Origin of the sequence: Caviibacterium pharyngocola (assembly GCF_002795405.1) — a bacterium.
Classification (GTDB): Bacteria; Pseudomonadota; Gammaproteobacteria; order Enterobacterales; family Pasteurellaceae; genus Caviibacterium; species Caviibacterium pharyngocola.
Window position 1 is genome coordinate 33,262 of the sequence record NZ_PHGZ01000032.1, and the last position, 22,117, is coordinate 55,378.

Annotated in this window: 19 protein-coding genes and 1 pseudogene; 8 read left to right on the forward strand and 12 right to left on the reverse strand. The window is 43.7% G+C overall.

Translation table 11 applies throughout. The features are described 5' to 3' along the window. Positions 1 to 20: 20 nt before the first annotated feature. From rpsA to CVP04_RS11505, 3 genes are all read right to left on the reverse strand, one after another. The gene (rpsA, locus tag CVP04_RS11495) at positions 21 to 1,667 is read right to left on the reverse strand and encodes a 30S ribosomal protein S1 (RefSeq protein ID WP_100297650.1); all 1,647 of its coding nucleotides are present in this window, start codon (positions 1,665 to 1,667) and stop codon (positions 21 to 23) included. A gap of 105 nt (positions 1,668 to 1,772) precedes the next feature. Next, the gene (gene cmk, locus CVP04_RS11500) at positions 1,773 to 2,456 is read right to left on the reverse strand and encodes a (d)CMP kinase (RefSeq protein WP_100297651.1); all 684 of its coding nucleotides are present in this window, start codon (positions 2,454 to 2,456) and stop codon (positions 1,773 to 1,775) included. A gap of 3 nt (positions 2,457 to 2,459) precedes the next feature. Beyond that, entirely contained in the window at positions 2,460 to 3,338 is an 879-nt protein-coding gene (locus CVP04_RS11505; RefSeq protein ID WP_100297652.1) for a VirK/YbjX family protein, read from the reverse strand. A 250-nt stretch (positions 3,339 to 3,588) separates the two neighbouring features. On the opposite strand from CVP04_RS11505, the gene CVP04_RS11510 reads away from it, so the two are divergent. From CVP04_RS11510 to nadE, 3 genes are read left to right on the forward strand one after another with little or no spacing between them, the layout of a single operon-like run. Then, the gene (locus CVP04_RS11510; protein ID WP_100297653.1) at positions 3,589 to 4,710 is read left to right on the forward strand and encodes a nicotinate phosphoribosyltransferase; all 1,122 of its coding nucleotides are present in this window, start codon (positions 3,589 to 3,591) and stop codon (positions 4,708 to 4,710) included. 5 nt (positions 4,711 to 4,715) lie between these two features. Further along, complete coding sequence (locus CVP04_RS11515) at positions 4,716 to 5,735, forward strand: PTS sugar transporter subunit IIC (protein WP_100297654.1); 1,020 nt, start codon at positions 4,716 to 4,718, stop codon at positions 5,733 to 5,735. 28 nt (positions 5,736 to 5,763) lie between these two features. After that, the gene (nadE, locus tag CVP04_RS11520; protein ID WP_100297655.1) at positions 5,764 to 6,495 is read left to right on the forward strand and encodes an NAD(+) synthase; all 732 of its coding nucleotides are present in this window, start codon (positions 5,764 to 5,766) and stop codon (positions 6,493 to 6,495) included. 81 nt (positions 6,496 to 6,576) lie between these two features. On the opposite strand, the gene argG is transcribed toward nadE, so the two are convergent. The 3 genes from argG to CVP04_RS11535 all read right to left on the reverse strand — a co-directional run bounded on the left by argG (position 6,577) and on the right by CVP04_RS11535 (position 9,849). Next, on the reverse strand, positions 6,577 to 7,911 hold the full coding sequence (argG, locus tag CVP04_RS11525; RefSeq protein ID WP_100297656.1) for an argininosuccinate synthase: 1,335 nt from the start codon (positions 7,909 to 7,911) through the stop codon (positions 6,577 to 6,579). 111 nt (positions 7,912 to 8,022) lie between these two features. Beyond that, the gene (locus CVP04_RS11530) at positions 8,023 to 8,853 is read right to left on the reverse strand and encodes an SDR family oxidoreductase (protein ID WP_100297657.1); all 831 of its coding nucleotides are present in this window, start codon (positions 8,851 to 8,853) and stop codon (positions 8,023 to 8,025) included. Positions 8,854 to 8,967: 114 nt separating this feature from the next. Then, positions 8,968 to 9,849: a phosphoribosylaminoimidazolesuccinocarboxamide synthase gene (locus tag CVP04_RS11535; protein WP_279324792.1), complete on the reverse strand. Its 882-nt coding sequence runs from the start codon at positions 9,847 to 9,849 to the stop codon at positions 8,968 to 8,970. Between the two features lie 209 nt (positions 9,850 to 10,058). On the opposite strand from CVP04_RS11535, the gene prfC reads away from it, so the two are divergent. Continuing rightward, positions 10,059 to 11,648 carry a peptide chain release factor 3 gene (prfC, locus tag CVP04_RS11540; protein ID WP_100297678.1) on the forward strand — a complete coding sequence of 530 codons (1,590 nt, stop codon included), beginning with the start codon at positions 10,059 to 10,061 and terminating at the stop codon, positions 11,646 to 11,648. Positions 11,649 to 11,889: 241 nt separating this feature from the next. Then, the gene (locus CVP04_RS11545; RefSeq protein WP_100297659.1) at positions 11,890 to 13,059 is read left to right on the forward strand and encodes an ABC-2 transporter permease; all 1,170 of its coding nucleotides are present in this window, start codon (positions 11,890 to 11,892) and stop codon (positions 13,057 to 13,059) included. 143 nt (positions 13,060 to 13,202) lie between these two features. Here CVP04_RS11545 and CVP04_RS11550 read toward each other — a convergent pair whose 3' ends face one another. Further along, positions 13,203 to 14,363, reverse strand: a complete 1,161-nt coding sequence (locus CVP04_RS11550; RefSeq protein ID WP_100297660.1) for a cytochrome-c peroxidase — start codon at positions 14,361 to 14,363, stop codon at positions 13,203 to 13,205. A 239-nt stretch (positions 14,364 to 14,602) separates the two neighbouring features. Between CVP04_RS11550 and CVP04_RS11555 the strand changes: the two are divergent. Beyond that, positions 14,603 to 15,061 (forward strand): annotated as a pseudogene (locus CVP04_RS11555) (hemerythrin domain-containing protein); the annotation flags it as partial. A gap of 51 nt (positions 15,062 to 15,112) precedes the next feature. Here the strand turns inward: CVP04_RS11555 and qseC are convergent. The 3 genes from qseC to CVP04_RS11570 form a co-directional block, all read right to left on the reverse strand. Then, entirely contained in the window at positions 15,113 to 16,489 is a 1,377-nt protein-coding gene (qseC, locus tag CVP04_RS11560) for a quorum sensing histidine kinase QseC (RefSeq protein ID WP_100297662.1), read from the reverse strand. Further along, positions 16,476 to 17,147 (reverse strand): response regulator, encoded by a 672-nt coding sequence (locus tag CVP04_RS11565; RefSeq protein WP_100297663.1) that lies wholly within the window; start codon positions 17,145 to 17,147, stop codon positions 16,476 to 16,478. The genes qseC and CVP04_RS11565 overlap by 14 nt, the downstream gene beginning before the upstream one ends. A gap of 82 nt (positions 17,148 to 17,229) precedes the next feature. Continuing rightward, on the reverse strand, positions 17,230 to 17,760 hold the full coding sequence (locus tag CVP04_RS11570) for a YgiW/YdeI family stress tolerance OB fold protein (RefSeq protein ID WP_100297664.1): 531 nt from the start codon (positions 17,758 to 17,760) through the stop codon (positions 17,230 to 17,232). A gap of 115 nt (positions 17,761 to 17,875) precedes the next feature. Here CVP04_RS11570 and CVP04_RS11575 point away from each other — a divergent pair, with 115 nt between their 5' ends. Together CVP04_RS11575 and CVP04_RS11580 are read left to right on the forward strand one after the other, a co-directional pair. Continuing rightward, on the forward strand, positions 17,876 to 18,985 hold the full coding sequence (locus CVP04_RS11575; protein ID WP_100297665.1) for a pyridoxal phosphate-dependent aminotransferase: 1,110 nt from the start codon (positions 17,876 to 17,878) through the stop codon (positions 18,983 to 18,985). Between the two features lie 16 nt (positions 18,986 to 19,001). Continuing rightward, on the forward strand, positions 19,002 to 20,297 hold the full coding sequence (locus CVP04_RS11580) for an L-cysteine desulfidase family protein (protein ID WP_100297679.1): 1,296 nt from the start codon (positions 19,002 to 19,004) through the stop codon (positions 20,295 to 20,297). A 240-nt stretch (positions 20,298 to 20,537) separates the two neighbouring features. On the opposite strand, the gene CVP04_RS11585 is transcribed toward CVP04_RS11580, so the two are convergent. Together CVP04_RS11585 and glyA are read right to left on the reverse strand one after the other, a co-directional pair. Continuing rightward, on the reverse strand, positions 20,538 to 20,816 hold the full coding sequence (locus tag CVP04_RS11585; protein WP_100297666.1) for a DUF1294 domain-containing protein: 279 nt from the start codon (positions 20,814 to 20,816) through the stop codon (positions 20,538 to 20,540). Beyond that, entirely contained in the window at positions 20,809 to 22,068 is a 1,260-nt protein-coding gene (gene glyA, locus CVP04_RS11590; RefSeq protein WP_100297667.1) for a serine hydroxymethyltransferase, read from the reverse strand. The genes CVP04_RS11585 and glyA overlap by 8 nt, the downstream gene beginning before the upstream one ends. Between the last annotated feature and the right edge of the window lie 49 nt (positions 22,069 to 22,117).

The following is a 22,117-nucleotide window of genomic DNA, read 5'->3' on the forward strand; positions in this document are numbered from 1 at the left end:
CATTTTAAGGGAACTTACAATTATTCGCCTTTAGCAGCTTTGAATGCTTCAGCCATTGCGTTCGGAATTGCAACGTCTTCTTGTTTGTTCACGCTGGCAACCGCTGCCGCTTCTTCCGCTTGGTCTTTCGCTTTTACGGATAAGTGAACGATACGCGCTTTACGATCTACGCCGGTATATTTGGCTTCAACAACGTCACCAACTGCAACTTCGCCGGTTAAATCAGCAGCACGGATATAACCTTCCACGCCGTTATCCAATTCGACTTTAGCACCTTTTGCGTCAGCTTCAACAACTTTCGCGCTCACTACTGCGCCTTTTTTGTTGACTGCAACGAAGTTATTGAACGGATCTTCTTCAAGCTGTTTGATACCTAAAGAAATGCGTTCTTTGGCAGAATCCACTTGTAATACGACTGCAGCGACTTCATCACCTTTTTTGTAGTTACGAACCGCTTCTTCACCCGGAACATTCCAAGAAATGTCAGATAAGTGAACTAAACCGTCGATACCGCCTTCAAGACCGATGAAGATACCGAAATCAGTGATAGATTTGATTTTACCGGAAACTTTATCACCTTTGTTGTGAGTATCGGCAAATTGCAACCACGGATTAGGTTTGCATTGTTTTAAACCTAAAGAAATACGACGACGTTCTTCATCGATTTCCAATACCATTACTTCAACAACATCACCAAGACTTACGACTTTAGACGGATGAATGTTTTTGTTTGTCCAATCCATTTCAGAAACGTGAACTAAACCTTCAACGCCTTCTAAGATTTCAACGAAACAACCGTAGTCGGTTAAGTTGGTTACTTTACCGGTTAATTTGCTGTTTACCGGATGATTTTCAGCGATTGCCGCCCAAGGATCTTGACCTAATTGTTTTAAGCCTAAAGAAACACGGGTACGATCTTTGTCGAATTTCAATACTTTAACAGTGATTTCATCACCGACATTCACGATTTCGCTTGGGTGTTTAACACGTTTCCAAGCCATATCGGTAATGTGTAATAAACCGTCAACACCGCCTAAATCAACGAATGCACCGTAGTCAGTCAAGTTTTTAACCGTACCTTTCACTTCCGCGCCTTCGGCAAGGTTCGCTAAGATTTCTTCGCGATCTTGGCTGCTTTCGGATTCGATAACCGCGCGACGTGAAACAACGACGTTGTTACGTTTTTGATCAAGCTTGATGACTTTGAATTCTAATTCTTTACCTTCAAGGTGTAAGGTATCGCGAACCGGACGAGTATCTACTAATGAACCCGGTAAGAATGCGCGAACACCGTTTAACTCAACTGTGAAACCGCCTTTCACTTTACCGTTGATTAAACCGATAACAGTTGCTTGTTCTTCGAATGCTTTTTCCAATTCGATCCAAGATTCGTGACGAACCGCTTTCTCGCGAGAAAGTTTGGTTTCACCGTAACCGTCTTCCACTGCGTCTAATGCAACGTTGATCACGTCGCCGACTTTAACGTCCAATTCGCCTTGTGCGTTTTGGAATTCTTCAGCCGGAATACGCGCTTCGGATTTTAAACCTGCGTCCACATAAACGAAGCCTTTTTCGATAGCGACGACTGTACCGTTAACGATTGAACCTAAACGGGTTTCAAGGTCTTTTAATGATTCTTCAAATAGTTGAGCAAAAGATTCTGACATAATTAATCTTCTAAATATAGTTAATAACGTCCACTTCATATCCTTAGAAAGTGGGGCTGATAATAAAAGTTCATTCCATCCTTGAACGAACGTATTTCATTTGATTTAAGCCGTTACACCGAGCTTTTTTCGAATATAATCAAGCGATTGTTCGATCACTTGCTCGATACTTAATTCGGTGCTGTCGAGCAATAATGCATCCTCGGCAGGTTTAAGCGGCGCCACAGGGCGATTTCTATCACGAAAGTCGCGATCTTTTATCTCGGCTAAAATCTGTGCAAAGTTACCATTAATCCCTTTATTTTGCAACTGTTTATAACGTCTTTTCGCTCTTTCTTCCGCACTGGCATCTAAAAACAGTTTCACTTGCGCATTCGGAAATACCACCGTGCCCATATCACGCCCGTCCGCAATCAGCCCGCCGTGTTCGGCAAAATTGCGTTGCAGCTGCAAAAGTGCGGTGCGAACTTGCGGAAAAACTGCGATTTTCGATGCCGCATCCGCCACTTCTTGCGTTCGAATCAATGCGCCGACAGATTCCCCTTCCAAAATAATATCCACTTCGCCGTTCACCGGTTGAAAACGAATATCCAATTCGCTCGCTAATCGCGTCAACTCGGCTTCGCTATCCAAAGGCACATTCTTTCTCAATGCGGCAAGCGCCGTGACGCGATAAATCGCCCCGCTGTCCAATAAATGAAAATTCAATGCCTCCGCCAACGCATAACACAACGTGCCTTTACCCGCACCGCTCGGCCCGTCAACAGTAATTACGATTTTTTCCGCCATAATTTATCCTTGATTAAAAAGCCGGTTAATTCGCACCGCCGCAGATTCGAACATTTCATAACGTTTACGATACATCGAACGCTTTTTACTTTGAATTTCTTGCAACGGTTTCATTTCGATTTTTTTCGGCAACGTCCAATAACCCGACGAATTAAGAACGGCACCGTTTTCTTGCCAAAAACTATTATAATCGAAAAGTAGCTTGGTCGAATCGTTCCATCGATATTTCGTTTGATTTTTATGCGCAATGCCTAATAATTCGCAATCTAAGGTTTGAGCAAGCATTTTAAACCCGTTGATTAACATAAACATCGGGCGTACGCCGTGTAATCGTTTGGTTGCCGCCCGAACGGATTCTTGCGCTTGCGCGTCATTCGGTCCTTGAATCGATGCGATAAGTAATTTATTCGGCGCTAAAAAGGTAAAAGAAGCATCATAAACACTCTTTTGTTCGTGATCGGCAATATTCAACGAAAAAAAGCCTTCGAAGGGATCAATTTGATTAATATTCAGGTATAAATTTAATTCCTCGGTTAATTCCGCCAATAAAATACGCCCGTCGTTCACTAACTTTTCCGCGTGCGCCGCCGAAAAATTTTGTTCTGCTGAAACAAAATTATCGATAATCGCATTCAATCGTTGTTCCGTATTGAAACGCTTATCGCAATATTTCGACAATAATGTATTCATCCGATAAGGCGTTTGTACGAATAACGTCGCCCACAACGGATGTGCGGTTAAAAAATCTACTAATTTGAGAATGTGCCGTCGGTATAATCGGGTACGAATTTTATAGCGAAAATAATCTCTCATCCGCTTATTTAAGCGTTTTTCGTGCGGATGCATTTCGTTAAAAGTCGGAAAATGAAATAATTGTGGCATAACAAATTAATCTGAATGTCAAAATGACTAAAAATCATAGCAAAAAACCACCGCACTTTAAAGACCCTTTAAGTTTCAATTAGTTAAATGCAATATTTTTCTACACTCTTATTTTTTCATAAAAAATAAAACATTATTGCTACAAAATTAGCATCAGGATCTTGATATTTAGTGCATTTAGGGATAAATTACGCACAAAGTGTAGCATATACATAACATTTCATCGTTTCAATGTTAATTAAGGGGAAATATGGAAAGCATCGGCAAAGAATTCGAATTAAAACGACAAGGCAAAATCGCCCGTTTAACCAACCGCACTTTTAAATTCGACGCACGAATTAAAGAGGGCTGGTTTTCCGCCGTTTATTTTCTTAAAACGAAAGAAATCATTAAGCAACGTCGTCCGAAACAGCAAGTGACAATGCAATTCTTCCAGAAAAAAGATGCGATTTTATGCGGTGTGGATGAAGCCATTGCGCTATTACATACCTTTGCGGAAAATCCGCAAGATCTCAAAATTTGGGCGTTAAACGACGGCGATAAAATTAAACCTTTCGAGACGGTTTTAATGGTCGAAGGTTTTTATGAAGATTTCGGTTATTTGGAAGGCTTGATCGACGGCGTACTGGCGCGTCGCACTTCTGTGGCGACCAATGTGTATAACGTAGTGCAAGCCGCCGGTGATAAACAAGTGATTTTTATGGGCGATCGCGATGATCATTTCTCTCAACAAGCCGGCGACGGCTATTCCGCTTATATTGGCGGTGTCGCGGCACAAGCGACGCACGCAATGAACGAATGGTGGGGCAACGAAGGTGTCGGTACAATGCCGCACGCCTTAATTCAGCTCTTCGACGGCGATTTGGTCAAAGCTTGCGAAGCCTATTTAGCCACTTATCCGAAAGATAATTTGGTCGCCTTGGTGGATTATCATAACGATGTTATTACCGACAGCCTCAATGTCGCGCAACATTTCGGCGATCGCTTATACGGCGTGCGTTTGGATACGGCGGCGAATATGGTGGATCAATATTTCTTACGCAATCAACACGAATTCGGACAAGAAGATTTACGCGGCACCAACGTTAGTTTGGTGCGTCGTTTGCGTGAACATTTGGATGCGGCGGGCTACCCGAAAGTCAAAATTATCGTCAGCGGCGGCTTTGACGCCGACAAAATTCGCCGTTTCGAAAGCCAAAATGCGCCAGTCGATTCCTACGGCGTCGGTTCCAGTTTATTGAAAGTGAATATCGGTTTCACCGGCGATTGCGTGCGCTTAAACGGTAAAGAACAAGCGAAACAAGGACGTCGCTATAGCTTTAATCCGCGTTTAAGTGCGGTCGAATTTTCCACCGTTTTAGAGGATGAATAAGAAAAATGCCGAGCAAATTTTCCGCTTTTCTCGCGCGCCAAAACGTTCGCTTCGATTTACGTCGTTACAGTATTGACGCAATGAATTTTATGGCGTTGGGCTTATTTTCCTCGTTAATTATCGGATTAATTCTAAAAAATCTCGGCACTTGGTTAAATCAGCCTTGGTTAATCGAACTCGGCGGTCAATCGCAAAGCGCAATGGGCGCAGCAATCGGCGTCGGTGTAGCATATGCATTACAGTCGCCGCCGTTAGCGCTACTTGCCAGCGCTACTACCGGCATTCTCGGTGCGACACTGGGCGGGCCTATCGGCTGTTTTGTTTCTGCGTTAATCGGCGCGGAATGTGGCAAATTGGTACATAAAACGACGCCGATAGATATTCTCATCACACCCGCCGCTACATTAATTGCCGGATTCGCCACAGCAAAACTAATCGGACCGTTCCTCGCCGTATTAATGCAAGAAACCGGCGCGTTGATTATGTGGGCGGTGGAACTGCATCCGATTCCGATGAGCATTTGCGTATCGGTCTTAATGGGAATGATCCTCACCTTGCCTATTTCCAGTGCCGCCATTGCAATCACCCTTTCCTTAAGCGGATTAGCCGCCGGCGCCGCAACAATCGGTTGTTGCGCGCAAATGGTCGGTTTCGCCGTAATGGGTTTCCGTGAAAATCGCTGGGCGGGATTGTTAAGCCAAGGTTTAGGTACCAGTATGCTACAAATGCCGAATATCGTTAAAAATCCTAAAATTTGGATCCCGCCGACTCTTGCCGGCGCTGTGATCGCACCTTTTGCTACGGTTTGGTTTCAAATGCAAAATATTCCCGCCGGCGCCGGAATGGGCACCAGCGGACTGGTCGGTCAAATCGGCACGCTCAACGCAATGGGCAATTCCCTATTTGTTTGGAGCGCCATATTGTTATTACATTTTATCTTACCCGCCGTTCTCACCCTATTTTTTGCCGCAATTTTGCGCCGAAAAGGTTGGATTCGTTCGGGCGATTTAACGTTAACCGTTTGATTTAAAAATAAAACGAAAGGAGAGCAAAATGGAAAATTATTTAACCTATCTCTTACAATGGTTAGAACAACAACGCCTTGAATACGGCGCCAAAGGTTATGTCATCGGCATTAGCGGCGGTATCGATTCCGCCGTCGTCGCGCATTTACTCACGCGCTGCGACGCACCGGTGCAAGGCTTAATTCTGCCGTCGGAAACCACTTCGCCGCAAGATATTGCCGATGCTTATGCCGTAGCGAAAAGTGCCGGTTGTCCGGTATTGGAAGTGCCAATCATTGAAACCTACCGCACTTTTATGCAAACAATGCAACCTTTGTTTAATCAGCAAGCGGAACGACAAAATGTAATCGCAGGAAATTTACAAGCACGTTTACGAATGATCTCGCTATATACTTACGCGCAAAGCAATCAGGCGATTGTGGTCGGCACGGATAATGCGGCGGAATGGCACACCGGCTATTTCACTAAATTCGGCGACGGCGGCGTGGATATCGCTCCGCTGCTACATTTGCGCAAAGAACAAGTATATGAATTAGCGAAATTACTTAACGTACCGCAACAAATTTTGGATAAATCGCCGAGTGCCGGATTATGGCAGGGGCAAACCGACGAAAGCGAAATGGGCGTCACTTATCAAGAAATCGACGCCTTCTTACGCGGCGAAAGCGTGTCGGAACAGGCATTAAAACAAATCGAATTTTGGCATAACCGCTCGCACCATAAACGTCGTTTACCGGCAACGCCGAAACCGCTTGATTAATTTTTTATCCTAGCACGGCAAAGCCGTAAGTCAGATAAAAAAACACCGCACTTTACAAAGTGCGGTGTTTTTTATGCAAGATTATTTTTTATCCAGTTGCGGTAACATAGACTCTTTGCCGACCGTTAATAAACCGGTATTGGTATAAATACCGAGTTTATCGCGGGTGTCCACAATATCAAGGTTACGCATTGTTAATTGACCGATACGATCGATCGGATCAAAAGGTGCGTTTTCCACTTTTTCCATACTCAAACGTTCCGGATGATAAGTCATATTCGGTGAAGAAGTATTCAAAATAGAATAATCGTTACCACGACGAAGCTCTAAAGTCACTTCGCCCGTTACGGCGCGCGCTACCCAACGTTGTGCCGTTTCGCGCAACATTAAAGCTTGCGGATCAAACCAGCGACCTTGATATAACAAGCGACCCAAACGCAAACCGTTGATACGATATTGTTCGATCGTATCTTCGTTATGAATCGCCGTCACCAAACGTTCGTAAGCGATATGGAATAATGCCATTCCCGGCGCTTCGTAAATACCGCGTGATTTTGCTTCGATAATACGGTTTTCGATTTGATCGGACATTCCTAAACCGTGGCGACCGCCGATACGATTCGCTTCCAAGAATAATTCCACAGCATCGCCGAAAGTTTTGCCGTTTAAGGCGACCGGAATCCCTTCTTCGAAACGCACGGTCACTTCTTCGGCTTTCACTTCAACTTCTTCTTTCCAGAACGGTACGCCCATAATCGGGTTCACGATACGAATGCCGCGGCTTAAAAATTCCAAATCTTTTGCTTCGTGCGTTGCGCCGAGCATATTGGAATCGGTGGAATAAGCTTTTTCTACCGACATTTTATAATCGAAACCGTTGGCAATTAAAAATTCGGACATTTCTTGGCGACCGCCCAATTCGTCGATAAATTGTTGATCCAACCAAGGTTTATAAATTTTCAAATTCGGGTTGGTTAATAAACCGTAGCGGTAAAAACGCTCAATATCGTTACCTTTGAAGGTACTGCCATCACCCCAAATATTCACATCATCTTCTTTCATTGCGGAAACCAACATTGTTCCCGTTACCGCACGGCCCAAAGGTGTTGTGTTGAAATAGGTCACGCCGCCGGTGGAAATATGAAACGCACCGCATTGAATCGCCGCGATCCCTTCGTGCGCTAATTGTGCGCGACAATCGATCAAGCGAGCGTTTTCCGCGCCGTATTCCATCGCTTTACGCGGAATCGCATTATAATCATCTTCATCCGGTTGACCTAAATTCGCCGTATAAGCATAAGGCACGGCGCCTTTTTGGCGCATCCATAATAATGCCGCGCTCGTGTCCAATCCGCCGGAAAACGCGATGCCGACTTTTTGTCCGATAGGAAGATGTTGTAAAATTGTGTTTGACATAGTGAGACCTTTTCTATATTTCGAGGTTAAAGTTAATTATATTATGCATAAACAACGGATTTTTGTAAATAAAAATTCATTTTTTATACATAAAAATTCATTTTCTAATTTTTAACGTTCCGTCGGTAACATTAAATAAGGATCGGGATATTGATATACGAAGCCCAATTCCTGACTAATTTTATCCGCTTTAATAATCCGCTGCGGATCCTGTGCCGAGCAAATAAAGTGCGGTAATTCTAAACCGAGTTTTTCCGCCGTCTGCGTATAATAATCACTGCGGGTCGGGTGTTTTGCCGCCGATAAATGATATAGGCGCTGATAACTCGGCGTTTCAAGCAATAACTGAACGGCTCTAGCGCAATCGTCAATATGCACCAAATTCACCGGACTGCCGCCCGCCGTAATGTCTTGTTTTCCCGCCAGTGAATAAACCGGATGACGATCATCGCCGACCAAGCCGGCAAAACGAATAATATCGCAATCGATATCGGTTAAACCGAACAGCCAGCGTTCGATTTCCACTAATGCCTTACCGATATCACCGGCAGGTTGCGGCACGATATTTTCATCAAACTCGCCCGATATTTCAGGAAACACCGACGTAGAACTAATGAAAATAATATGCTGAACATTATGTAATAACGCTTCGTTAACCAAATTTTTCACGCCTTGTACATAATGGTTCAAGTCGAAAAAATATTGGCTCGGGGGAATATTAATCACCAACGAATCGACGGAAAGCAATGCGGTCAAATCATCGGGATCAATATTTAAATCCGGCGTAAGTTCCAAATGATAAGCTTCCAAACGCAACAAACGCATTTGCTCGGCACCTTCGTGCGTGCGCTTACTACCTTTAACATCCCAACCTAAATTCTTCAAATGGCGCGCAAGGGGCAAACCCAGCCAGCCTAGGCCGACGATTGAAACGGATTTCATACTGTACCTTGTAATTTTATGTTAACGCGCATCTCGCGCCTCGCAAAAATTACTATTCCACAACCAAACTAAATTAATGTCAAGACAAGGGCGAATCAAATTCGCCCTGCTCCGTTATTTTGTTAATAAATCCAACGCTTCTTGATATTTATCAACGGTTTTTTGAATCACGTCCGCCGGCACTTTCGGCGCAGGCGGTTGTTTGTTCCAACCGCTGTTTTCCAACCAATCGCGCACGAATTGTTTATCGAAAGACGGCGGATTCGTTCCTTCTTGATAGGTATCGATCGACCAAAAACGGCTGGAATCCGGCGTCAATACTTCGTCCATTAAAGTCAACACACCGTTTTCATCCAAACCGAATTCAAACTTCGTGTCACAAATAATAATACCCTTGGTTAACGCATATTCCGCCGCCGCCGTATAAAGCGCAATGGCTTTTTCTTTCACTTGCGCCGCCAAATCCGCGCCGATTAACCGTTCGCATTCCGCATAGCTGATGTTAATATCGTGATTGCCTACTTCTTCTTTGCTGGACGGGGTAAAAATCGGCGCCGGCAATTTACTGGCTTCCACTAAGCCTTTTGGCAATTCCAAACCGCAAATCGTACCGGTTTGGTTGTAATCTTTCAGTCCGCTGCCGGTTAAATAACCGCGTACGATGGATTCGATTTTGATCGGCGTTAAACGTTTACAAACCACCGCGCGATCTTTGACTAAATCCGCTTCTTCTTTCGGCAACACGTCATAAACCGTTTCGCCGGTAAAATGATTCGGCATAATATGCGCCAATTTGTTAAACCAAAAATTCGAGATTTGCGTCAAAATTTCGCCTTTACGCGGAATCGGATCATCCAAAATCACATCAAACGCCGACAAACGATCCGTCGCCACCATTAACATCCGTTTATCGTCAATTTCATATAGATCCCGCACTTTACCGGAATAGATTTTTTTCAAGCTGAGTTGTGTCATTTGCGCTACCTTTTGGCTTATAAATAAAAAGTGCGGTTATTTTACCGCACTTTTTTCTTCGCGCAAACGTTTACGTTTTTTTTATTGTCACAATATTTCCTTTATATCGCCCTCTTTCGAACGAAGATCAAAATTCCCGCCGTCGCATTACAGAAAAAAACGTTGAGTCTCCCACTGTTTTGGGCGAAAATACGCCGTTTCTTATTCAATTAACGGTTTCATTAAATAAAATGTCATTAAACGATTATCCACAACAAGTAAACAAACGTCGCACCTTTGCGATTATTTCTCACCCTGACGCGGGTAAAACCACTATTACGGAAAAAGTTTTGCTTTACGGCAACGCCATTCAAAAAGCCGGCAGCGTGAAAGGCAAAGGCACGGCGCAACACGCGAAATCCGACTGGATGGAAATGGAGAAACAACGCGGAATTTCCATTACCACCTCCGTAATGCAATTTCCTTATAACGATTGCTTGGTAAACTTATTGGATACGCCGGGGCACGAAGATTTCTCGGAAGATACTTACCGCACTTTAACCGCGGTGGACAGCTGTTTAATGGTGATCGACTCGGCGAAAGGGGTTGAGGAACGGACAATTAAATTAATGGAAGTCACCCGCTTGCGCGACACGCCGATTTTGACCTTTATGAACAAGCTCGACCGCGATATTCGTGATCCGATGGAATTATTAGACGAAGTAGAAAACGTGTTGAATATTCATTGCGCGCCGATTACTTGGCCGATCGGTTGCGGAAAATTGTTCAAAGGCGTTTATCATTTATACAAAGACGAAACCTATTTGTACCAAACCGGTCAAGGTCACACCATTCAAGAAGTCCGGATCATCAAAGGATTGGATAATCCGGATTTGGATCAAGCGGTAGGCAACGATTTGGCGCAACAACTGCGTGACGAATTGGAATTGGTGCAAGGTGCGTCAAACGAATTTGAATTGGACGCCTTTTTAAACGGCGAACTTACGCCGGTCTTTTTCGGCACCGCGCTAGGGAATTTCGGCGTGGATCATTTCCTTGATGGTTTAACCCAATGGGCGCCGGCACCACAAGCCCGTCAATCGGACGTTCGTTTGGTGGAAAGTGCGGAAGAAAAATTAACCGGATTCGTGTTTAAAATCCAAGCCAATATGGATCCGAAACACCGCGACCGCGTTGCCTTTATGCGCGTAGTTTCGGGCAAATATGAAAAAGGAATGAAATTAAAACACGTTCGAATCGGTAAAGATGTAGTGATTTCCGACGCGCTCACCTTTATGGCGGGCGATCGCACGCACGCCGAAGAAGCCTATGCCGGCGACATTATCGGTTTGCACAATCACGGTACGATTCAAATCGGCGATACTTTTACGCAAGGCGAAGATCTAAAATTTACTGGCATCCCAAACTTTGCGCCGGAATTGTTCCGCCGTATTCGTTTGAAAGATCCGCTAAAACAAAAGCAATTATTAAAAGGCTTGGTACAACTTTCCGAAGAAGGTGCGGTGCAAGTTTTCCGCCCGCTAATGAACAACGATTTAATCGTAGGCGCGGTGGGCGTATTGCAGTTCGACGTAGTGGTTTCCCGTTTGAAAACCGAATATAACGTGGAAGCGGTGTATGAAAACGTCAACGTCGCCACCGCCCGTTGGGTGGAATGTGCGGACGCGAAAAAATTCGAAGAATTTAAACGCAAAAACGAACAAAATCTTGCCCTAGACGGCGGCGATAACCTCACCTATATCGCACCGACAATGGTGAATCTAAATCTGGCGCAGGAACGTTATCCTGATGTGACCTTCTTCAAAACCAGAGAACATTAAAAATCCATTTAGGTTTATATGGCGGCTAAGGAAATTAGCCGCCATTTTTTTGCCCGCTAATATCCAAAAACTTAACTTCTTTCTACTTAAATTGTTTATTTATAGAACAATTATTGCGCAAAAAAAAACGATTTATAATATCCTTGTAATTTATAAGATTACAAATAGAACTAATCTCTCATTTGTACAATAAATTCATTTATTCAAATCTACAGCATCATTCATTTACAAGGAATTTCATATGTCTCTAGAACAACAAGAAAACATATATCAACAAACTAAGGCAAAATTTAACGAATTAATGCCTTTATTTGAAAAAATGTTCGCACAATACAATAAACTGGACAATCAGGCGGCAGAAATTAATAATGAGCAAAAACGTCAGTTAGACCAAAAAATAAATGAACTCAACAAAAATCAAGAAAAAGAGCTAGAAAAATATAAAAATACGAATTCTTTAAGAAACAAACTTAGCAATAGACTGGAAAACAGCAATTTTTTCAATTTACTGGCATATACGCAGATCATTGCACTAGTGCTTTTTTTTATAAATCCAAATATACAAGAAACATTATTTTACTCACTAAATATTGAAGGTGAATTTATATCTATTCTCTCCGACATTATCAATTTCTTTGTCATATTTTTAGTATTATCTATTCTCTATTATAAAACCGGTTTTATAATGAATAAAAAGATTGCCATTTTAGTTTCTGTAGCAATATTTTTATTCCACCTAAATAATATTACCAATGGTCATATAGCTGAAATCATAGCGCAATATCCATCGTTTATCTTACAAGGATTCATACTTCCATCTATTGTCATCCCTATTTTGTTAATATTTAGCTTATTAATGCTAAAAGATAGAAAAAAATTAAAGACGTTAGAGGAACAATCTAAAAAAATAGACCAAATCAAGTTAAAATATAAAAACTTAGCGGCTCAAGAAACGCAAAATTATAATGCTGAACATAAAGCACTCAGAGAAAAAATGCTTCTAACGGATTTTTATGCTGAGGCGGAAAAAAATCCTGAATTTAAACCGTTATTTGATTATATCCCTAAAGAATTTTTATCTTTAAATATCAAAAATTGGACGCCTATATATGCAATAAAACTGATAGAAAGAACCGACTTCTATCAACTTAATCAAATTATTCAATCAAAACGCGCTTACTCTCTGACTGAAGCAATCAGAGCCTTAGATGAACAAAAACATCGAGAAAAATTAGAGGAAAAAGCAGAAGAAGCAGAAAGAGCGAGTCAATACGCAAAAATTCAAGCTTCAGAAGCATTAAGACGAGCCGATCTAGCTGAGCAGCAAGCTAGACAAGCTGAATGGAAAGCTAGACAAGCTGAAATTAGAGCGCGCGATGCGGAATATGAAGCGAGTAAAAAATATTATTAGCTTGTAACCTTAATGCAAAAGATCGAGACTTTCGTTTCAGACTGATGACAAACCTTAATTTATTGTATTTTCAATACGGACGCACTGCGTGCGTTCAAATATACAAAGCTCTTTGTCAATAAACTAGCCGCACAAAAGTGCGGTTATTTTTTTAATAGTTTTTCATAACGTTCGTCGGTTAAGCTGTTTAAAAAGGCTTCCAAGGCATCGATTTCTTCATCGGATAGCGCCGGTGCTTTTAGCTGCGAATGCGCGATTGTCGGTTCATATTCCGCTTGCATCCAAGGTTGTCCGGTTTCCGGATTAATTTTGCGCGTCGGATTATTGTAATGATCCAAAAACAGCAACACCGTGCGCAATTCCTTAAAAACGCCGTTGTGCATATAAGGTGCCGTCACTGCCACATTGCGCAATGTCGGCACTTTAAATTTTCCTTTTTGTGCGGGATCGCCCTTTACTGCGGGATTATCCGCCAAGCCGTTATCCACAAAACCCTGCGCCAGTTGATTGTGCAAAATTAAGCGCTGATTTTTCGGCACGCCGAGATTGTAATAATGATAATTGCTGAAGGTTTCTTGCGGATGATTTTCTTGTTGCGCTTGATGACAACTTGCGCAATTCGTTCGATTTTTATCGAAAAATAACGACCGCCCTTTTTCTTCTTGCGCGTTTAATTGCGCTTCGCCGCGCAGAAATTTGTCGTATTTGCTATCAAAGGGCGCCAGTAATTTTTTCTCTTGCTGAAAAGTCGCCAAAGCATCTCCCATTGCTGCATAAACGCTTTCCGGCGATTGCCAAACCGACTCGCCGTAATGCTGGGTAAAGAGCGCTGCATACATCGGTTGACCAATCAAGCGTTTCGCCACTTCTAATTTATTCGGCATTCCCATTTCTTTCGGATCCAACGGCGGCCCGCCCGCTTGTTCGGCTAAATTTTTCGCCCGACCGTCCCAAAATTGCCCGCCGACATATTCGCCGCTGTCCGCATCAAAATAAAAACTCGGCGAATATTTACTATATAACATTGTCGGTGCATTACGATTGCCGAAAAAATGCGGATTATCGCCTTGCGACACCATTTTCTCCGCGCTGTTTTCCCGCTGATCGACAAATGCCGCATCGGGACTGTGGCAAGAAGCGCAATTTTGCGTTTGGTTATAAGAAAGCAGCGTATCGAAAAATAAAATTTGCCCCAATAATGCCTTGTCAATGCCCTGTTCCGGCATTGTTCGCGGTTCTTTTTCCAATGCGAGACTATAATGGCAAGCCGTTGCAAATAATAAAAAAGTACAAAATAAACGCATTCGTCACCTCTTAGTTCATCCGTTAACAAGCTCTAGAATACACAGAATATTCGGCAAACTCTCTACATATTTTCAGGTAGAAGATTTGATATGAATCATTTTTTTCCTTGTTTTTCGTAAAAAACGCTTTTTAGCCCGAAGATTATATCATACTATTTTAGTCGGATTTATTTTAAGCTGAAACACGGAGCGATTTTATGTCTTTAGAAAATACCTTTCAAACCGATCAACAACTTAACGCGGCAAGCTACGCGGACACTATCGATTATATTTTGACACGTTTTCACGAACGTCACAGAGAACAGCTACAAACCTTAATTCCGCTTGCGGAAAAATTGGAAAATCGCCACGGCGAGCGCGAAGATTGTCCGATGGGTATTGCTGCGGCATTGCAAAACGCCTATGCGGATTTATCCAGCCATATGATGAAAGAAGAACAAATTTTGTTCCCGATGATCAATGCGGGCAATTATGCAATGGCGAGAATGCCGATTCAGGTAATGGAATTCGAACACGACGAACACGGCGCAACTATCGAATTATTACGCTCGCTCACCAATAATATGACCCCGCCGCAAGACGCTTGCACCACTTGGCGTACGCTATATAGCGGCATCGCGGAATTCGTGACGGATTTAGAACAACATATCCATACGGAAAACAACATTCTATTCCCGCGCGTTATCCGCGAAAGCTAAGTTTTCACCGATTTAAAAAAGGCACGGATCATCAATCTGTGCCTTTCTTTTTTACTTCAACAAAATCGTCGCGCGTAACCCTTGTTGTTGTGCGGAATTCGTGTAATTTTCCAACCGCACTTGATAATGATGTAGCTCGGCAATGCGGTAAACGATAGACAACCCCAGTCCGCTGCCCTTTTCATTTTGTCCCGCCGGACGGTAAAAACGTTGACCCAGTTTTGCCAGATCCGCCGGATTTACGCCGCCGCCGTTATCTTCCACCACGATTTTATCGGCGAATAAACGCACATCGATTCGGCTTTGTTCCGGACAATAACGAATGGCGTTATCAATTAAATTGCGCAACATTAGCGCTAATAATAACGGCTGTCCTTGTCGAACGAGCGGAGTTTCGATTAACTCGAAAGTCAATTCCGTGCGGCGTTTTTGCGCATTAAAGTATAATTCGCCGATTAAAGACGGAATCAGTTTATCCCAATGAATTTCTTGCAAATTATCCAATTCTTTCAAATTATCCAAGCGCGAAAGGGTTAATAATTGCTCCACTAATTGCGTGGCGCGATCGATACCTTGGGTTAAATTCGACAAGGCTTGCGCACGCATTTTTTCATCATCGCCGGCAATTTGCGCCACTTCGGTTTGAATACGCAATGCCGCCAACGGGCTGCGTAATTCGTGCGCCGCGTCGGAGGTAAAGCGCCGTTCGCGCAATAACATCGTCGAAGTGCGGTCAAAAAATCCGTTTAAACTGTTGACCAACGGCAAAATTTCACTCGGTAATCCCTCGGTTGCTAAAGCGCGATGATCTTCCGGCATGCGCAACGCCACTTGTTCGCCCACTTTTTGCAAAGTGCTTAATTCGCGCGAAATCACCCAAACGATTAACCCGAGCAAAAACGGCAAACTGGCAAACCAAATCCACATTTGCCCGAACACCATTTTATTGATCAACTGATGACGATATTCCAGCTCTTGCCCCACGGCGATAATCAGCCGCCCGTCGCCTGCCGGCAACCAGAAAATGCGCCATTTGTCGTCGTCATCTTGCAATTCGGTATCGGCAAAGCCGCGTTTCGGCGCAAAAATAAAATTATTGCCGTTTTCACTGTCGCTTAATACCAATTCGCCCTCTCGGGTAAATACGGCAAACGCCAAAGCGTCATCTTCATATTTCGGTTTTTTAAAGTGCGGTCGTTTTCTGCCCGATATTGCGCCACCGCGATTTCGTTCGATTAAAATGCTGTGCAAATCGGACGATGCCAATCGTTTCGCCAATAAAATTTGTTGCGCGTCAAACACTTCATCCACTTGCTCGCGCACTTGAAACCACGCCACCGCCGTAGAAAAACACCACACGCCTAACGCCACCAAAGACAAAATCGCCATTAGGCGCAATCTTAAACTACCGTTTTTAAACCGTTTCATCATTTTTACCCAAGGTGTAACCGACGCCGTGAACCGTGCGAATGAATTGCTTGCCCAGTTTTTGCCGCAAATTATAAATATGCACTTCCAAAGCGTTGCTGCTGACTTCATCGTCCCAAGTATAAAGTTTTTCTTCGATAAACGAACGAGAAAGCACCCGCTCTTTGTTGTGCATAAACAGTTCCAACAGCTTATATTCGCGCGTCGTCAGCACCACTTCTTCATCACGCAAAAACACCTTGCGTTGATTCGGATCGAATTTTACTAAACTATGTTTGATAATCGGATTGGTTTGCCCGTAACGGCGACGAATCAACGCTTGCAGGCGTGCCACCACTTCCGCCAAAGCGAAAGGCTTACATAAATAATCGTCCGCACCGCGTTGCAAGCCGGTAATACGCTCGTCCAGAGTATCACGTGCGGTTAAAATCAATACCGGCACATCTTCATTATTACGCCGCCATTGCTGCAAAATATCCAAGCCGTCAAGCTTCGGCAGCGTAAGATCCAGCACCACCGCGTCATAAGGCGCGCTTTTAATCGCCTCTAAGCCGGTTTTACCGTCGGTAAACCAATCCACGCTGAAGCCTGATTTGCTTAAGCCCATTTTCAATCCGTCGCCGATTAACGGATCGTCCTCAATTAATAAAATTCGCATAATTTCTACCGCACTTTTTGTTATTCTTCCGGCATTTTATACAAAAAAAGTGGCAATTTCGCCACTTTTTATGCACAAGATTTTATTTCACTTTTTCAATATGGTGAATTTCAATTTCCGTTTTCTTCCAAGATTTATCCACTTCACCGATTAATTTCACTTCATCGTTCGGTGTAATTTCTTGTCCGCGCCACGCACGACCTTCGATTTCGACGGTAATTTCACCGCTCGCATCACGGAACAAGAAATCCTCTTTACCGACTTGTTCGACAATTTTACCTTGCAAAACAATCACTTGATCATCTTTCCAAGAAGCGGAATCCGCCACTTTCGCCACCGGTAAATTTAATGCCGGATGACGGGCTTTTTGTCTTTCTTTCACCGGATGCGCCGGATCCACAAAGCCGCCGCGCGGTTTGTCTTCGCCGCGATATTTTCTGTCACCGTGGTGTTTTTTTCCGTCGTGGAAATCACATTTCCCGTCGCGCGGCGCTGGTTGGGTGAGTGTCGGTTTATCGGCATCTTTTGTGGCGGTCGTTTGAGCATTGTCCGCATAACTAAAGACACTTACGGCGGATAGTGCTAAAATGGTCGCTAAACTACGTTTTTTCATCGTATTTCTCCTCTCAAATTCAGGTTAATTAAAACAAGACGACTTGCCTTGTTGAAACGAATTAAAACAAAAAAATATTAAGAAGATCTTAAGAACATCAAAAAAGGAAAAAATTATGCGTTGCGATAAAATGTCGGCATTTATTGTTATGGATATTGTGCGCGAAGCGGCGAAATATCCGAATGCGATTCATTTTGAAATCGGACAACCCGATCTGGCGCCTTCGCCGAAAGTCACCGAAGCCTTGCAAAAAGCCGTGCTTGATAACCGTTTCAGCTATACGGAAAGTTTGGGCATACAAGCCTTAAGAGAAAAAATCGCCGATTATTATCACCGCACTTACGGCGTCGAAATTGCGCCGCAGCGTATTTTGCTAACGCCGGGTACCAGCGGCGCATTTTTAGTGGCTTATGCCCTCACATTAAATCAAGGTGATAAATTAGGTTTAACCGATCCTTCTTATCCTTGCTATAAAAATTTCGCTTATATGATGGATATTCAGCCGGAATTTATGCCGGTAGATAAGCAAGATTGTTACCAACTTACTCTTGAACAACTGAAAAAAACCAATGTGCGCGCCTTGCAAATTTCCTCGCCGGCAAATCCGACCGGCAATATTTATACGCCGGCGCGCTTAAAAGAATTGAACGATTATTGCATTTCTCACGATATTGCATTTATTTCCGACGAACTTTATCACGGTTTGGTGTATGACGAAAATGCCGCCACTGCGCTGCAATTTAATCCGAACGCTTATGTAATCAACGGATTTTCTAAATATTTTTGTATGCCGGGAATGCGTTTAGGCTGGTTGATTGTGCCTGAAAATAAAGTGCGCGAGGCGGAGATCATTGCGCAAAATATCTTTATTTCCGCACCGACATTAAGCCAATACGCCGCGCTGGAAGCCTTTGACGAAAGCTATTTGCAAGAAGTTAAAGAAAAATTCCGCGCCCGCCGCGATTTTCTGTACGAGCAGTTAAAAGACGTATTTACCATCGAATTTAAACCGCAAGGCGCGTTTTATTTGTGGGCGGACGTGTCGAAATATACCGACGACAGCTATGAATTCGCGAAAAAAATGCTGCACGAGATCCAAGTCGCCGCCACACCGGGCATTGACTTCGGCGCAAACGGCACCAAACATTATTTACGTTTCGCCTACACCAGAGACATCACGCATTTGCGCGAAGGCGTCGAACGAATCAAACATTGGCTAAAATAATAAGGAAATCAGAATGATGTCGTTTTCCGCAAATATTCAACAACAAATTCTGCAAACCGTTAAACAGGAAGTCGTGCCGGCACTCGGCTGTACGGAGCCGATTTCTTTGGCACTTGCCGCTGCAACGGCACGCCGATATTTAAATAGCGTACCGGATAAAATTGAGGCGAAAGTTTCGCCGAATTTAATGAAAAACGGAATGGGCGTGACCGTGCCCGGCACGGGAACTTTAGGGCTAACAATGGCGGCGGCAATCGGTGCGATCGGCGGCGATCCCGATGCCGGTTTGGAAGTATTAAAACATATCACGCCGGAACAAACCGCCCAAGCCAAAGCCTTAATCGCCGAGGATAAAGTTTCCGTTTCCATTTTGGAAACCGAACATATTTTATATTCCGAAACAACTTTATTTCAAGGCGACGAGCAAGTTTGCGTACGCATTGCGGCGCACCACACCAATATTATTTATATTGCCAAAAACGGTGAAGTGCTGTTTTCTAAGCCTTGCGCGGTGGAAACCGATCATTTAAACGAAATTTTCACCGCACTTCGCGCCAAAGATATCTTTGATTTTTCGATGAATGTCGATGAAAGCGAAATTGCCTTTATTCGCGAAGCGGCAACATTAAATGAAGCCTTATCGCAAGAAGGATTGCGCAATGATTACGGTCTGCACATCGGACGAACCTTGCAAAAACAAATCGAGCGCGGGTTATTAAGTGATGATTTGATGAGCCGCATTATTATCGAAACCGCCGCCGCTTCCGACGCCAGAATGGGCGGCGCGAATTTGCCGGCGATGAGCAATTCCGGTTCCGGTAATCAAGGGATCACTGCAACAATGCCGGTTGTGGTGGTGGCACGGCACATTAATGCAACGGAAGAACAACTTACGCGTGCGCTTTTTCTTTCACATTTAATGGCGATTTATATTCATAGCAAATTGCCGAAACTTTCCGCCTTATGCGCGGCAACCACGGCGGCAATGGGCAGCTGCGCCGGTATAGCTTGGCTATTAGGCGGCTCATTTGACACCATTAGCCGCGTAATCAGCAGTATGATCGGCGATATTAGCGGCATTATTTGCGACGGCGCGGCAAACGGCTGTGCGATGAAAGTTTCCACCGGCGTCACATCGGGATATAAAGCCGTACTAATGGCGTTGGATAATACCAATGTCACTGGCGACGAAGGTATCGTGGAACATTGTCTCGATCGCTCGATTAACAATCTGTGTAATATCGCCTCACGCAGTATGCAACACACGGATCGCCAAGTGATCGAAATTATGGTGAATAAACCGAAAACATAATATCCGCACGACGAAAAGCCGATAAAAAAATACCGCACTTTTATAAAAAAGTGCGGTAATTTCAGACTGATGACAAACCTATATAATCGTTTATCATCATTTTTTAGGTGAGAGTTTACAGATGAATGTAAACGATGTCTTTGGGTTACGATGTAAACTATGTTATCAGGTTGTACCGATTGTACTTTGTCAACAAACTGAAATTACCGCTCTTTTATAGCAAAGTGCGGTAATTTTTGGTTATTTTGTAAGGTAAAACACGGAAAACGGCAATACAGCCAGCCAAAGAATTGCGCTGACACTGACGATAATCTTGAAACTAAGATGTTGAGTTTTATGGCGAAAGTGTTTCATTCCTAAATGTATGCCGATAAATCCGCCGCATAAACACAATAAAAACAGCGTTTTTTCTGCAATACGCCATTGTTGTTTAACGGCTTTTTGCTTATCAATATACATCAAAAAATAAGCGGCGATATTCACCGCCGCTAAAAAACAAGGAAGAATCCAATTAAGCATAAACAGGCAAGCGTTTACAAATCGCCAACACTTTTTCTTTGGTTTCTGCGATCACTTGTTCGTGGTTGTCTTTGTTGATGCTGTCTAACACATCGCACATCCAACCCGCCAATTCGATTACATCCGCTTCTTTGAAACCGCGACGGGTAACGGAAGGCGTACCGACGCGAATACCGGAAGTGATAAACGGTTTTTGCGGATCATTCGGCACCGCATTTTTATTCACGGTGATATTGGCACGACCTAACGCCGCATCCGCCGCTTTACCGGTTAAACCGTGGCTGACCAAATCCACCAAGAACAAGTGGTTTTCCGTGCCGTTTGACACCACGTTATAACCGCGTTGTTTAAACACTTCCACCATTGCTTTCGCGTTTTTCAACACTTGAATTTGGTAAGCTTTAAATTCAGGTTCTAACGCTTCTTTGAAGCATACCGCTTTCGCCGCGATAACGTGAACCAACGGGCCACCTTGACCGGCAGGGAACACAGCGCTGTTTAATTTTTTGTAAAGTTCTTCGTCACCGTTCGCCAAAATCAAACCGCCGCGCGGGCCGGCTAAGGTTTTGTGCGTTGTTGTGGTCACAACGTGCGCGTGCGGCATCGGGCTCGGATAAACGCCCGCAGCGATAAGACCGGCAACGTGCGCCATATCTACGAACAAATAAGCGCCAACTTCATCGGCGATTTCACGCATTTTCGCCCAATCCACCACTTGAGAATATGCGGAAAAACCGCCCACAATCATTTTCGGTTTTACTTCGTGCGCTTGTTTGCGTAACGCGTCGTAATCAATCAAACCTTCGGAAGTAATGCCGTATTGCGCCGCATTATAAATTTTACCGGAAAAACTTACGCTCGCACCGTGGGTTAAGTGACCGCCGTGTGCCAAACTCATCCCTAAAATGGTGTCGCCCGGATTTAACAATGCCATATAAACCGCCGCATTAGCTTGCGAACCGGAATGCGGTTGCACGTTGGCATAATCCGCGCCGAATAATTCTTTTGCACGATCAATGGCTAATTGTTCGACGATATCCACATATTCGCAACCGCCGTAATAACGTTTGCCCGGATAACCTTCGGCGTATTTGTTGGTTAATTGAGAACCTTGCGCTTCCATTACGCGCGGGCTGGCATAGTTTTCGGATGCGATTAATTCGATATGTTCTTCTTGACGACGATCTTCGTTTTGAATGGCTTGCCATAATACCGGATCATAGTCGGCGATGTTCATACTTCTTTTTAACATTGTTGTGTCCTCATTAGTGGAAAGTAAATAACAAATGTATTGTAAAGGC

Excerpts from the sequence above, each read along its gene's own strand:
- rpsA (WP_100297650.1), bottom strand. The coding sequence starts at position 1,667 with ATGTCAGAATCTTTTGCTCAACTATTTGAAGAATCATTAAAAGACCTT.
- cmk (WP_100297651.1), bottom strand. The coding sequence starts at position 2,456 with ATGGCGGAAAAAATCGTAATTACTGTTGACGGGCCGAGCGGTGCGGGT.
- CVP04_RS11505 (WP_100297652.1), bottom strand. The coding sequence starts at position 3,338 with ATGCCACAATTATTTCATTTTCCGACTTTTAACGAAATGCATCCGCAC.
- CVP04_RS11510 (WP_100297653.1), top strand. The coding sequence starts at position 3,589 with ATGGAAAGCATCGGCAAAGAATTCGAATTAAAACGACAAGGCAAAATC.
- CVP04_RS11515 (WP_100297654.1), top strand. The coding sequence starts at position 4,716 with ATGCCGAGCAAATTTTCCGCTTTTCTCGCGCGCCAAAACGTTCGCTTC.
- nadE (WP_100297655.1), top strand. The coding sequence starts at position 5,764 with ATGGAAAATTATTTAACCTATCTCTTACAATGGTTAGAACAACAACGC.
- argG (WP_100297656.1), bottom strand. The coding sequence starts at position 7,911 with ATGTCAAACACAATTTTACAACATCTTCCTATCGGACAAAAAGTCGGC.
- CVP04_RS11530 (WP_100297657.1), bottom strand. The coding sequence starts at position 8,853 with ATGAAATCCGTTTCAATCGTCGGCCTAGGCTGGCTGGGTTTGCCCCTT.
- prfC (WP_100297678.1), top strand. The coding sequence starts at position 10,059 with ATGTCATTAAACGATTATCCACAACAAGTAAACAAACGTCGCACCTTT.
- CVP04_RS11545 (WP_100297659.1), top strand. The coding sequence starts at position 11,890 with ATGTCTCTAGAACAACAAGAAAACATATATCAACAAACTAAGGCAAAA.
- CVP04_RS11550 (WP_100297660.1), bottom strand. The coding sequence starts at position 14,363 with ATGCGTTTATTTTGTACTTTTTTATTATTTGCAACGGCTTGCCATTAT.
- qseC (WP_100297662.1), bottom strand. The coding sequence starts at position 16,489 with ATGAAACGGTTTAAAAACGGTAGTTTAAGATTGCGCCTAATGGCGATT.
- CVP04_RS11565 (WP_100297663.1), bottom strand. The coding sequence starts at position 17,147 with ATGCGAATTTTATTAATTGAGGACGATCCGTTAATCGGCGACGGATTG.
- CVP04_RS11570 (WP_100297664.1), bottom strand. The coding sequence starts at position 17,760 with ATGAAAAAACGTAGTTTAGCGACCATTTTAGCACTATCCGCCGTAAGT.
- CVP04_RS11575 (WP_100297665.1), top strand. The coding sequence starts at position 17,876 with ATGCGTTGCGATAAAATGTCGGCATTTATTGTTATGGATATTGTGCGC.
- CVP04_RS11580 (WP_100297679.1), top strand. The coding sequence starts at position 19,002 with ATGTCGTTTTCCGCAAATATTCAACAACAAATTCTGCAAACCGTTAAA.
- CVP04_RS11585 (WP_100297666.1), bottom strand. The coding sequence starts at position 20,816 with ATGCTTAATTGGATTCTTCCTTGTTTTTTAGCGGCGGTGAATATCGCC.
- glyA (WP_100297667.1), bottom strand. The coding sequence starts at position 22,068 with ATGTTAAAAAGAAGTATGAACATCGCCGACTATGATCCGGTATTATGG.